At 73.9% G+C, this 13189-nt stretch carries 9 protein-coding genes; all 9 read left to right on the top strand.

Annotation, left to right across the window (positions count from 1 at the left end; all coding sequences use genetic code 11):
* The first annotated feature begins 780 nt into the window (after positions 1 to 780).
* The gene (locus AC3EVP_RS14475; protein WP_435130106.1) at positions 781 to 1206 is read left to right on the top strand and encodes a nucleotide pyrophosphohydrolase; all 426 of its coding nucleotides are present in this window, start codon (positions 781 to 783) and stop codon (positions 1204 to 1206) included.
* A 135-nt stretch (positions 1207 to 1341) separates the two neighbouring features.
* Positions 1342 to 1812: a DUF6099 family protein gene (locus AC3EVP_RS14470; RefSeq protein WP_435130104.1), complete on the top strand. Its 471-nt coding sequence runs from the start codon at positions 1342 to 1344 to the stop codon at positions 1810 to 1812.
* Between the two features lie 35 nt (positions 1813 to 1847).
* Entirely contained in the window at positions 1848 to 2768 is a 921-nt protein-coding gene (locus AC3EVP_RS14465; RefSeq protein ID WP_435130101.1) for an LLM class F420-dependent oxidoreductase, read from the top strand.
* A gap of 94 nt (positions 2769 to 2862) precedes the next feature.
* Positions 2863 to 3882 (top strand): homocysteine S-methyltransferase, encoded by a 1020-nt coding sequence (gene mmuM, locus AC3EVP_RS14460; RefSeq protein ID WP_435130098.1) that lies wholly within the window; start codon positions 2863 to 2865, stop codon positions 3880 to 3882.
* A 214-nt stretch (positions 3883 to 4096) separates the two neighbouring features.
* A complete protein-coding gene (locus AC3EVP_RS14455; RefSeq protein WP_435130095.1) occupies positions 4097 to 5644 on the top strand; it encodes a 3' terminal RNA ribose 2'-O-methyltransferase Hen1 in 1548 nt (515 codons plus the stop codon).
* Positions 5645 to 5661: 17 nt separating this feature from the next.
* Complete coding sequence (locus tag AC3EVP_RS14450; protein WP_435130241.1) at positions 5662 to 8274, top strand: polynucleotide kinase-phosphatase; 2613 nt, start codon at positions 5662 to 5664, stop codon at positions 8272 to 8274.
* Between the two features lie 159 nt (positions 8275 to 8433).
* Positions 8434 to 9675 carry an arginine deiminase gene (locus AC3EVP_RS14445; RefSeq protein WP_335979059.1) on the top strand — a complete coding sequence of 414 codons (1242 nt, stop codon included), beginning with the start codon at positions 8434 to 8436 and terminating at the stop codon, positions 9673 to 9675.
* 89 nt (positions 9676 to 9764) lie between these two features.
* Complete coding sequence (argF, locus tag AC3EVP_RS14440) at positions 9765 to 10763, top strand: ornithine carbamoyltransferase (RefSeq protein WP_435130092.1); 999 nt, start codon at positions 9765 to 9767, stop codon at positions 10761 to 10763.
* Between the two features lie 161 nt (positions 10764 to 10924).
* Complete coding sequence (locus tag AC3EVP_RS14435) at positions 10925 to 13186, top strand: DUF4139 domain-containing protein (RefSeq protein WP_435130090.1); 2262 nt, start codon at positions 10925 to 10927, stop codon at positions 13184 to 13186.
* The last annotated feature ends 3 nt before the right edge of the window (positions 13187 to 13189 follow it).

Genomic DNA, 13189 nt, shown 5'->3' with positions numbered 1-13189 from the left:
GGCCGTGGAGGGGGCCGCGGATCTCGGTGGTCTGGGGCCGGGCGGTGGGCCTGGGGCGGGGGATGGCGGGCCGCGTGAAGAGGCGCCGTGCGGAGGCGGACCGGGGCGAACGGACGGTGCGGGGGAGGCGGGAGCGGCCGGGCCGACGGATGTCGGGGATGCCGGGGGTGCCGGGAACGTAGGGGCGGTCGGGGAGGCCGGGGAGGCGGTTGCGGGGCCCACCGGTTCCCCGGGCCGCGCTGATCGGAAGGGGCCCGCGCCCGCGGGAACCGTCAGGGAGGAGCGGGTGCCCGCGCAAGCCGGTCCGGACCGGCGGACGTCGTCGGCGGGCGCGCCCACCATGAGGCCGCCGACGGAGCCCTCTCCTTCTCCTTACGGCGGGCCGCCGTTCGACCGGGCCGGGCACGACGACTTCGGGTACTCCGGTTTCGGGAGCGACGAGTCCTGTGGCTACGGCGATGCCGGCTACGACGACTCCGGGTACGGCGACGCCGGGTACGAAGGGCCCGACGACCGCGGATTCGAACCCGGCGACTACGTCCACACCGAAACCGTCGACGACGTGCCCGGCCACGCGGAACCGGGATGGCTCGACTCGGCGTTCGTCCCCGCCCCCGCTGGACAACTCCCCGCTGGACAACTCCCCGTTGAGCAACTTCCGGTTGGGCAACTTCCCGCCGCGATCGGCGCCGGACGGGAGAACGGCGCGGACAGCGGATCGGCGGCGCGGTACGAGGGGGAAGGCGACGGGCGCGGTGACGATGAGGTAGACCGGTCCGTGTGACCGACCGACACGATCTCGCCGAACTCCAGCAGCGCCTGGTGGACTTCGCTGCCAGGCGCCGCTGGGAGCCCTTCCACACGCCGAAGAACCTCGCCGCCGCGCTGAGCGTCGAAGCCGCCGAACTGCTGGAGATCTTCCAGTGGCTGACCCCCGAGCAGTCGGCGGCGGTGATGTCCGGGGAGGGGGACGGAGGCGGCGGTGGAGCGTCGGCGGCCCGCGTACTGGACGAGGTCGCGGATGTCCTGGCGTATCTGCTGCAGTTCTGCGCGGTGCTCGACATCGACGTGCTGGCCGCGCTCTCCGCGAAGATCGACCGCAACGAGCTGCGCTTTCCGGTGCCGGAGCAGGTACCGGAGCAGGTACCGGAACCGGCGCCGGCCGAGAGTGGTGGACAGAAGCCCGCTGATCCCTCGGACGAGTGACCGAGTTATCCACAAGCCAGAAGCTTTCCACAGTTCCGAATTTTCCTCTTTCCAGGCACTTGCGCCGTGTCACTCTGAGTGACATGAGACGGCGGCACCGAGTCGTCGTGCGAGTGCGCGAGAAGGGAAGAGGACATGGACGCTGCACGGCTCGTGGCGGAGGCGGAGCGGGCGATGAGCCGCGATCCGCAGCCTGAGGACGTCATCGCCGAGGCATGGCAGGCGTACGAGTTGACCGAGGCGATCGGACGGCTGCTCGCGGAGATGTGGGGACGTGCGGCCGAAGGCGCGACCGGGCCCATGCGGCCCGGGGAGCGCGGGGCGACGCGCGACCCAGGGCGTACGGTCTCGCGGGCCGGGCCCGTGCCGGTCGTCTCGGCCACGCGGGTCGGCCCGCCCAGAGCCGCGCGGTTGAGCACGATCCGCGAACCGGCCGACACCCTGCGGGCGCTGCGCACCCTCCTCGGCGAGATCGGGCTCGCTTTGGTCGCGCTGATCTCCTCGGCGTGCGACGAGGAGACCTACTGGGAGTGCGTCGAAGCGCTGGACGCGGTCGACGAGGCGAAGGACCGGGTCCATGTGCTCGCGCGTGCCGACTCGGGGTGACGTGGACGGCCGCGGACCTGATGCAGGATGGGGGAATGGATCTACGCATCTTCACTGAGCCCCAGCAGGGGGCGAGCTACGACACGCTGCTGTCGGTCGCCAAGGCAACCGAGGAACTCGGCTTCGACGCCTTTTTCCGCTCGGACCACTACCTGACCATGGGTGGGGACGGGCTGCCGGGACCGACGGACGCCTGGATCACGCTGGCCGGTCTCGCGCGGGAGACCAGCCGGATCAAGCTCGGCACGCTGATGACCGCGGGCACCTTCCGGCTGCCCGGCGTCCTGGCCATCCAGGTGGCCCAGGTCGACCAGATGTCGGGCGGCCGCGTCGAGTTCGGGCTCGGCGCGGGCTGGTACGAGGCGGAGCACACCGCGTACGGCATCCCCTTCCCGAAGGAGAAGTTCGGCCGGCTGGAGGAGCAGCTGGCCGTCATCACCGGACTGTGGGGGACGCCGGTCGGCCAGACCTTCGACTACGACGGCACGTTCTACCAGCTCAAGGACTCGCCGGCGCTGGCGAAGCCCGCGCAGTCGTCGCTTCCGGTGATCATCGGCGGCATGGGCGCCAAGCGGACCCCTGAGCTGGCGGCGCGCTACGCGGCGGAGTTCAACATCCCCTTCGCCTCGGTCGAGGACAGCGGGCGGCAGTTCGAGCGGGTTCGGGAGGCGCTGCGGTCGGCCGGCCGGGCGGCGGACGACATCGTCCTGTCCAACGCGCTGGTCGTCGCGGTCGGCAAGGACGACGCCGAGGTCGGCCGGCGCGCGGCGGCGATCGGCCGGGAGGTCGACGAGCTGAAGGCCAACGGGCTCGCCGGGTCGCCCGCGGAGGTCGTCGACAAGATCGGGCGGTACGCGGAGCTGGGCGCCACCCGGTTCTACCTCCAGGTCCTGGACCTGAAGGATCTGGACCACCTGGAGCTGATCTCCGCGCAGGTCCAGTCGCAGCTCGGATGAGGGCGCGGTGACCCCGCCCGTGCCCGCGGCGGAGCCCGGCCCCGCCCGCGGGCCGGGCGGACCGCCCGCCGCGGAAGAGCCCGCAGGACCGGCCATGCGCGAGACGCACAAGTCTCGCGAGACGCACGAGAAGACGCGAGAGGAAGAGAAGGGAGGTGAGGCGAACGGAACGAAGCCGGTCAGGCGGGCCGCGCCCGGTACGCCCGGCACACCGGCCGGGCGGATACTGCCGGACGAAGGGGCGCTGGTGCTCGACGGCGGGCTGTCCAACCAACTCGTCGACCAGGGCTGCGACTTGACGGACCCGCTGTGGACGGCGCGGTTGCTGGCGGAGGAGCCCGAGCAGGTCTTCGCGGCGCACACCGCGTACCTGGAGGCGGGTGCGCAGGTGGTCACCACGGCCAGTTATCAGGCGACGTTCGAGGGGTTCGCGCGGCGCGGGGTCGGCCGTGCGGAAGCTGCGCGGCTGCTGGAGCGCAGTGTCGAGTTGGCCCGGCGGGCGGCGGCGGGCCGGACCAGGGTGCGGGTGGCGGCGTCGGTCGGGCCGTACGGGGCGATGCTGGCGGACGGCAGCGAGTACCGGGGACGGTACGGGCTGAGTGTGCGGGAGTTGGCGAAGTTCCACCGACCGCGGATCGAGGTACTGGCAGCGGCGGGGCCGGATGTCCTCGCGTTGGAGACGGTGCCGGATGTGGACGAAGCGGAGGCGATGCTGAAGGCGGTTGAGGGCAGCGGGGTGCCGGTGTGGCTGTCATACACGGTCGAGGGCGGCCGGACGCGGGCCGGGCAGCGGCTGGCGGAGGCGTTCTCGCTGGTGGCGGGCCGGGACGAGGTGGTCGCGGTGGGCGTGAACTGCTGCGCTCCGGGCGAGGTGGCCGACGCGGTGCGGCTGGCCGCGGAGGTCTCGGGGAAGCCGGTGGTGGCCTATCCCAACAGCGGTGAGCACTGGGACGCCGAGGGGCGGCGCTGGGCGGGCGAGACGGAGTTCGACCCGGCGCTGGTCACCGGGTGGTGCCAGGAGGGCGCGCGGCTGGTGGGTGGTTGCTGCCGGGTGGGGCCGCCGGGGATCGCCGGGATCGCGGCGGCGCTGCGGGGCGGCGGTCGGGCGGCTTGAGCGGCTGAGTGGCTGAGTTGCTTGTGCGGCTGAGTGGCTCGGGTGGTCGGCTGGTGGGCTGCGGGGCTGAGTTCCGGTCCCGGGTCCGGGTCTGGGTTCGGGTCCGGTCCCGGGTCCGGGTTCGGGTCGGGCTCCGGATTCGGTCCCGGGTCCGGCTTCGGGGGCGGCGTAAATCCGGTGTCGGCCGGGGCTGCGTTGCCGAATACTCGCGTACGTGTTCATGACGATCACTGCCACCGGCAGCACCGAAGTTCCGGCCACCGACCTGGGGTTCCTGCTCCACAAGCACCCGGATCGGGCGCAGGCGTTCTCGACGGCCTACGGCCAGGCGCATGTGTTCTACCCCGAGGCGACCGCCGAGTCGACCACGGTCGCGCTGCTGCTGGAGGTGGATGCGCCCGCGCTGGTGCGACGCGGGAAGGGTCGGGGTCGCGGGGGCGCGCCCGATGCCGCGCTGGCGCAGTACGTGAACGACCGGCCGTACGCTGCGTCGTCGCTGCTGGCGGTGGCGCTGCGGACGGTGTTCGCCACCGCGCTGCGCGGGGAGTGCCGGACGCTTCCGGAGCGGGCGGCGGCGCCGATGCCGTTGCGGGTGGAGGTGCCGGTGCTGCCCGCGCGGGGCGGCCCGGAGCTGGTGGCGAAGCTGTTCGAGCCGCTGGGGTGGCGGGTGGCGGCGGAGCCGATCGCGTTGGACCCGCGGTTCCCGGAGTGGGGCGAGTCGCGGTATGTGGCACTGACGTTGGAAGGGGAGATGCGACTGGCGGAGGCATTGCGGCACCTGTACGTGCTGTTGCCGGTGCTGGACGATGCCAAGCACTACTGGGTGTCGGCCGACGAGGTGGACAAGCTGCTGAGGTTCGGCGAGGGGTGGCTGCCGCGGCACCCGGAGCAGAAGCTGATCACTAGCCGCTACCTGTCCCGGCGCTGGTCGCTGACGCGGCAGGCGCTGGAGCGGCTGGAGCTGGTCCGGCTGGCCGACGCGGACGACATCGAGGTCGAGGCGATCGACAACGCGGTGGAGCCGGAGGTGCCCGAGGAGGTGGCGGAGCGGCCGGCGCCGCTGGCGGTGCAGCGCAGGGAGTCGATCCTCGGCGAGCTGCGCGCGGCGGGTGCGGCGCGGGTGCTGGACCTGGGCTGCGGCCAGGGCCAGTTGGTGGCGGCGATGCTGAAGGAGGCCCGGTTCACCGAGGTCGTCGGGGTCGACGTGTCGGCGCGGGCCCTGGACATCGCCGCGCGGCGGCTGCGGCTGGATCGGATGGGGGAGCGGCAGGCGGGACGGGTCGCGCTGCTCCAGGGTTCGCTGGCGTACACCGACAAGCGGCTGGCGGGGTACGACGCGGCGGTGCTCAGCGAGGTGGTCGAGCACCTGGACCTGCCCAGGCTCCCGGCGCTGGAGTACGCCGTGTTCGGGGCCGCCCGCCCGCGGACGGTGGTCGTGACGACGCCGAACGCCGAGTACAACGTGCGGTGGGAGTCGCTGCCCGCCGGGCATGTGCGGCACGCGGACCACCGGTTCGAGTGGAGCCGGGCGGAGTTCGGCCGGTGGGCGGCCGGAGTGGCCGAGCAGTACGGCTACCGGGTGCGGTTCGCCGGCGTGGGGCCGGACGACCCCGAGGTGGGGCCGCCCACGCAGATGGCCGTCTTCGGCCACGCAGCGGACGAGCAGGACCAGCAGGCCGAGCAGGACCAGCAGGACGGGAAGAGCGAGCAGGGCGAGATGGACGAGAGCGGCGAGAAGAGCGCGAAGGAGGCAGTCGCATGACCGAGCACCGCAGCAGCATGGACGCGGGCACCCCGAAGGCCCCGGAAGTCCAGGAGCACCCCGAGGCGGCGGCCCCCGAGACCGCGCCCGGCCCGGGCGCGCTGGCCGTCACCGACCTGTCGCTGGTCGTGCTGATCGGGGCGACCGGCGCGGGCAAGTCCACCTTCGCCGCACGCCACTTCAAGCCGACCGAGGTGATCTCCTCGGACTTCTGCCGCGGCCTGGTCGGCGACGACGAGAACGACCAGAGCGTGACGCGCGACGCGTTCGACGTCCTGCACTACATCGCCGGCAAGCGGCTCGCCGCCGGGCGCCGCACCGTCATCGACGCCACGAACGTGCAGCGCGAGGCACGCCAGCCGCTGATCCGGCTCGCCCGCGAGCACGACGTCCTGCCGATCGCGATCGTGCTGGACGTGCCGGAGCGGGTGTGCGCCGACCGCAACGCCGCCCGCCCGGACCGGGCCGGCATGCCCCGCCACGTCATCCAGCGCCACCAGCGCGAGCTGCGCCGCTCGCTGCGCGGCCTGGAGCGCGAGGGCTTCCGCAAGGTGCACGTGCTGCGCGGGACCGAGGAGGTGGAGGGCGCGCGGGTCGTCACCGAGCGCCGGTACAACGACCTGACCCACCTCACCGGGCCGTTCGACATCATCGGCGACGTGCACGGATGCAGCTCGGAGCTGGAGACGCTGCTGGCCCGGCTCGGCTACCGGGACGGCGCCCACCCCGAGGGCCGCACCGCCGTGTTCGTCGGCGACCTGGTCGACCGCGGCCCCGACAGCCCGGGTGTACTGCGCCGCGTGATGGGCATGGTCGAGGCGGGCACCGCCCTGTGCGTGCCGGGCAACCACGAGAACAAGCTCGGCCGCTACCTCAAGGGCCGCAAGGTCCAGCACACCCACGGCCTCGCCGAGACCATCGAGCAGTTCGAGCGGGAGGACGCCCGCGACCCGGACTTCCGCGCCCGGGTCCGGACCTTCGTCGAGGGCCTGGTCAGCCACTACGTCCTGGACGGCGGCAAGCTCGTGGTCTGCCACGCCGGGCTGCCCGAGAAGTACCACGGCCGCACCTCCGGCCGGGTCCGCTCGCACGCCCTGTACGGCGACACCACCGGCGAGACGGACGAGTTCGGCCTGCCCGTGCGCTACCCGTGGGCCGAGGACTACCGCGGCCGCGCCGCCGTGGTCTACGGCCACACCCCCGTGCCGGCCACGTCCTGGGTCAACAACACGCTCTGCCTCGACACCGGCGCCGTCTTCGGCGGCCGGATGACCGCGCTGCGCTGGCCGGAACGGGAGATCGTCGACGTGCCGGCCGAGCGGGTCTGGTACGAGCCGGCCAAGCCGCTCGCCGCGCCCGCGCCCGGCGCGAAGGACGGCCGGCCCCTGGACCTCGCCGACGTCGTGGGCCGCCGCACCGTGGAGACCTCCCGGATGGGCCGGCTCGCCGTGCGCGAGGAGAACGCGGCCGCCGCCCTGGAGGTGATGAGCCGCTTCGCGGTCGACCCGCGCCTGCTCGGCTACCTGCCGCCGACCATGGCGCCGTGCGCCACCTCCACCCAGGACGGCTACCTGGAGCACCCGGCCGAGGCGTTCGACGCCTACCGGCAGGACGGCGTCGCCCGGGTGGTGTGCGAGGAGAAGCACATGGGCTCGCGCGCGGTCGCCCTGGTCTGCCGCGACGAGGCGGTCGCCCGCGAGCGCTTCGGCACGACCGCGCCCGGCGTCACCGGCGCCGTGCACACTCGCACCGGGCGGCCGTTCTTCGACGACCCCGCCGTCACCGAGGAGGTGCTCGCCCGGCTGCGCGCGGCCGTCACCGCCGCCGGACTGTGGGAGGAGCTGGACACCGACTGGCTGCTGCTCGACGCCGAGTTGCTGCCCTGGTCGCTGAAGGCGTCCGGCCTGCTGCGCAAGCAGTACGCGGCGGTGGGCGCCGCGTCCGGTGCCGCGTTCCCCGCCGCCCTGACCGCGCTCGGAGCCGCCGTCGCCCGCGGCACCGACGTCGCCGCATTGCTGGCCCGGCAGGAGGAACGGGCGGCGGACGCGGCCGCGTTCACCGAGGCGTACCGCCGCTACTGCTGGAGCACCGACGGGCTCCAGGGGGTGCGGCTGGCACCGTTCCAGCTGCTGGCCGTGCGGGGCCGCAGCCTCGCCGACCTGCCGCACGACCGGCAGCTCGCCCTCATCGACCGCCTCGTCGAAGCCGACACCGGCGGCCTGCTCCAGGCCACCCGCCGGCTGTACGTCGACACCGGCGACGAGGAGTCGGTGGCCGCCGGGGTGCGCTGGTGGCTGGAGCTGACCGGGGCGGGCGGCGAGGGCATGGTGGTCAAGCCGCTGGCCGCGCTGGTGCGCACCGAGTCCGGGCGGCTGGTCCAGCCCGGCGTGAAGTGCCGCGGCCGGGAGTATCTGCGGATCATCTACGGTCCGGAGTACACCCGCCCCGAGCACCTCGCCCGGCTGCGCGGCCGCGCCCTCGGCCACAAGCGGTCCCTCGCGCTGCGCGAGTACGCCCTCGGCCTGGAGGCCCTGGACCGGCTCGCCGCCGGTGAGCCGCTGTGGCGGGTGCACGAGGCGGTCTTCGCGGTGCTCGCGCTGGAGTCCGAGCCGGTCGACCCCCGGCTCTGACCTGGCCCCGCACGGCGAGGCCCGCCCCGCCGGCCCCGTACGGCACGGCCCCCGTACGGCACGGCCCACCCCCGTACGGCAGGACCAACACGGCACCGCGCCCCACCCATGGGCGCGGTGCCGTGTTGAGCCGTCCCGCACATGGGAAGCTCTTCTTCCATGGCTTCCATGGCGGACAACGGCTTCCACGTCGACTCCGAGACCGGCCGGCTGCGCCGCGTCATCCTGCACCGCCCCGACCTCGAACTGAAGCGGCTGACCCCGACCAACAAGGACGCGCTGCTCTTCGACGACCTGCTGTGGGTGCGCCGGGCCCGCGCCGAGCACGACGGGTTCGCCGACGTGCTGCGGGACCGCGGCGTCGAGGTGCACCTCTTCGGCGACCTGCTCCAGGAGTCGCTGGAGGTGCCCGCGGCCAAGCGGCTCGTGCTGGACCGGGTCTTCGACGAGAAGGAGTACGGCCCGCTGGCCACCGGGCACCTGCGGGCGGCGTTCGACGAGCTGCCCACCCCGGACCTGACCGAGGCGCTGGTCGGGGGCATGACCAAACGCGAGTTCCTGGAGCGCTTCGCCGAGCCGGTCTCGGTCCGGTTCCACGCCATGGACCTGGACGACTTCCTGCTCAGCCCGCTCCCCAACCACCTCTTCACCCGCGACACCTCCGCCTGGGTCTACGACGGGGTGAGCATCAACGCGATGCGCTGGCCGGCCCGGCAGCGCGAGACCGTGCACTTCGAGGCGATCTACCGCCACCACCCGCTCTTCGCCCAGGGCGGTTTCCACGTCTGGTCCGAGGGCCAGCACGCCTACCCGTCGACGATCGAGGGCGGCGACGTGCTGGTGATCGGCCGCGGCGCGGTGCTGATCGGGATGAGCGAGCGCACCACCCCGCAGGCCGTCGAGATGCTGGCGCGCGGACTGTTCGCGGCCGGCTCGGCCCGCACCATCGTGGCGCTCGACATGCCCAAGGGCCGCGCGTTCATGCACCTGGACACCGTGATGACCATGGTCGACGGCGACACCTTCACGCAGTACGCGGGCCTGGGGATGCTGCGCTCGTACACCATCGAGCCGGGCGGGGAGGAGGGCGAGCTGAAGGTCACCGACCACGCGCCGGAGCACATGCACCGTGCGATCGCCGCCGCGCTCGGCCTCGACGCGATCACCGTGCTCACCGCCACCCAGGACGTGCACGCGGCCGAGCGCGAGCAGTGGGACGACGGCTGCAACGTGCTCGCGGTGGAGCCGCGCGTCGTGGTGGCGTACGAGCGGAACGCGACCACCAACACGTTCCTGCGCAAGCGCGGCATCGAGGTGATCGAGATCCCCGGCAGCGAGCTGGGCCGGGGCCGGGGCGGGCCGCGCTGCATGAGCTGCCCGATCGAGCGCGACGCGGTGTGACGAGCGGCCCACTCCCCAGGACTGTATAAGAATGCCGATCATCGTATAGGGTTCCATTGCTCGATGACACCGCACGCTAGGAGTTCCGCATGCCCGTCGACCTCAAGGGCCGGCACTTCCTCAAGGAACTGGACTTCACTCCTGAGGAGTTCCGCCACCTCGTCGCTCTGGCCGCGGAGCTGAAGGCCGCCAAGAAGGCGGGCGCCGAGCAGCAGCGGCTGCGCGGCCGGAACATCGCGCTCGTCTTCGAGAAGACCTCCACCCGCACCCGCAGCGCCTTCGAGGTGGCGGCCGCCGATCAGGGCGCCTCCACCACCTACCTCGACCCGACCGGCTCGCAGATCGGCCACAAGGAGTCGATCAAGGACACCGCCCGGGTGCTGGGCCGGATGTTCGACGGCATCCAGTACCGCGGGCACGGCCAGGCCGCCGTCGAGGAACTGGCCGCGTACGCCGGGGTGCCGGTGTGGAACGGCCTCACCGACGAGTGGCACCCCACCCAGATGCTCGCCGACGTGCTCACCATGACCGAGCACAACCCCAAGCCGCTGCCGGAGATCTCCTACGCCTACCTCGGCGACGCCCGCTACAACATGGGCAACTCGCTGCTGGTCACCGGCGCGCTGCTCGGCATGGACGTGCGGATCGCGGCGCCGGTGTCGATGTGGCCGCACACCGAGATCGTCGCGCAGGCCCGCGCGCTGGCCGACCGGACCGGGGCGCGGATCACCCTCACCGAGAGCGTCGAGGAGGGCGTGCGCGGTGTCGACCACGTGCACACCGACGTGTGGGTGTCGATGGGCGAGCCCAAGGAGGTCTGGGACGAGCGCATCCACCTGCTCTCCCCGTACGCCGTCACCGCCGAGGTGATGCGCGCCACCGGCAACCCGGCGGCCACCTTCCTGCACTGCCTGCCCGCCTTCCACGACCTGGGCACCGCCGTCGGCCGCGAGATCCACGCCCGGTACGGCCTGGATCACCTCGAGGTCTCCGACGAGGTCTTCGAGTCCGCGCAGTCCGTCGTCTTCGACCAGGCCGAGAACCGGATGCACACCATCAAGGCGATCCTCGTCTCCACCCTCGGCTGAACCCCTCGGCCCACCCCCGGTCGACCCGGCCCCGGCCGAACCGCCCCCGGCCGGACCGGCTCCGGCCTGCGGGCGAGCGGGCGAACTCGGCTAGGGTACGGACGAGTTCCGGTCGCGCCGCGGCCGGAAGCGGGCCGGCCGGCAGGGGGAGGCGGGAAGGCATGGCGAACGGCGAGAGCGCGCCGACCACCGGCGCGGCGGAGCGCGCGCCGGACCCGGTGCGTTCGGAACTGACGGCGGTCGTGGTGTACGCGCGGGGCGCGGTGTGCACCCGCCGCGCCACGGTCGCCCTGCCCGTACCCGGCGGAGCACCCGGCGACCCTTCCGGCAACGCCTCCGGAAACCCGTCCGCCGGCGGTACGGTCCAGGTCCGTGTCGGCGGGCTCCCGCCGACGCTGAACGCCGGTTCACTGCGCGGCAGCGTCCGTTCCGGCCCGCCCGGGCTGCGGGTCGCGGACGTCCGTGTCGACGTCACCGCCACCCTGCGGCGCGGCGAACAGGCCCCCGGCCTGCGGCTGGACCTGGAGGACGCGGAGGACCGCCTCGCCCGGCTGCGGGACCGCCGCGACCGGCTCGCGGCCGAGATCGGCGAGGTGGCCGGCTTCCGCGCCGAACCGCCCCCCCAGCGGCGCGGTGACCCGCCCCGCTGGGCCCCGGTGGAGTCCATCCTCGCGCTCGCCGGGTTCGTGGACACCCGGCTGGCCGCGCTGCACACCCGGCTGCGCACCACCGAGGACGAGTTGGCGCAGGCCGAACACGACGCCGACGTGCTGCGGCACCGTATCGACGAGGCGTCCGGCGCGCTGCCCACCGACCGGGTGGAGCCGTCGGCGCACGCGGTGGTGACGCTGGTCGCCGACGGCGCCGCACCCGGCGCCGAAGTCCCGAACGCCCCCGGAGGCCAGGAGCCGGCCTGGCCCGAACAAGGCCCGGCGGAAGCCGAACTGGAGCTGGAGTACCACGTACCCGGCGCGACCTGGACCCCCTCCTACCAGCTGCGCCTCGACGGCCGCAGCGGCGCCGCCACCCTGGTGCTGCGCGCCGGCGTCGTCCAGCGCACCGGCGAGGACTGGACCGGCGTACGGCTCGGCCTGTCCACCGCCGACCTGCTGCGCCGCACGAGCCTGCCCGAACTGCGCAGCCTGCGGATCGGCCGCAGCCAGCCGGCGCCCGCGGGCCCGGGCTGGCGCGAATCCCCGCCTGGGCTCGACGAGTTGTTCACCGGGTACGACTCCGCGCGGCTCACCGAGCCCGAACCGGCGCCCGGTGGCGCGATACCGGGCGGCGGCCCGGCCGGGCCGCCGCCGTTCGGCCCGCTCGCCGGGGGTTACGGCGCCGCGGCTGAGGCGACCGCCGCCGTCGGCTACGGCGCCGCGCCCGAACTCGCCGAGCACACCGCCGGGTTCGGCGCGCCCCCCGCGCCCGGCGCCCCTCCTCTGCCGCCCCCCGCGCCCGGCGCCCCGCCCTTGCCGGCACCCGCGGCCGCGCTGCCCGCGCCTGCCGCGCCCCGGCACGCCGCCCGCCGCTCGGTGACCGCCGCCATGGCCGATACCGCCGGCGCCGAAGCGGCCCGCCCCGCGCCCGCCCCCGAACTCCTCGACTACGCCCGCCTGGTGCTTGCGGGCCCGCAGGAGCACGACGGCCGCGGCACCCTGCGCGCCGCCGACGAGGACACGGACGCGGTCGTCGCGGAGTACCGCGGCCGCGCCGAGGCCGCCGCCGAACTCCCGCTGCCCGCCCACGCGGTGGACGTCCGCCGCTCGGCCGGCTCGTTCGACTACCGCTTCGACACCGCGGCGCCCGTGGACGTGGCGGCGGACGGCCGCCGGCACACCGTGCCGGTCGGCGACATCCCAGTCCGCACCGCGTTCGAGTACGTCTGCGTGCCCGCGCAGGACACCGCCGTGTTCGGCACGGTCCTGGTCACCAACACCTCCGCGCACCCGCTGCTCGCCGGCCCCGCCGACGTCATGGTCGACGGCGACTTCGTGCGCACCGCCGCGCTGCCCACCCTCGCCCCCGGGCAGCGGCAGGCGGTCGGCCTCGGAGTGGCCGAGAGCGTCCAGGTCGCCCGCCGCGCCCACATGCGCGAGTCCACCGCGGGGCTGCGCGGCGGCACCACGGTGCTCGACCACACCGTGGAGGTGGAGGTCGCCAACCGGCTGCCGTACCCGGCGCTGGTGGAGGTGCGCGAGCGGATACCGACCTCGGCCGACAAGGACGTACGGATCGAGGAGCACCGCGCAGAGCCCCGCTGGAGCGACCCCGGCGCGCCGCTGGACGGCCAGGAGGAGACCTACGTGCCCGGGGCGCGGGTGTGGCGCGTCACGCTGGAACCGGGCCGGACCGCGACGCTGACCGGCGGGTTCGAGATCCGGCTGCCGGTGGGCAAGTCGGTCGTCGGCGGAAACCGGAGGAACTGACCC

It is taken from the genome of Actinacidiphila sp. bgisy144 (assembly GCF_057708105.1).
Note: the sequence above shows the minus strand (reverse complement) of the source record. Positions and strands in the feature narration are given on the sequence as shown.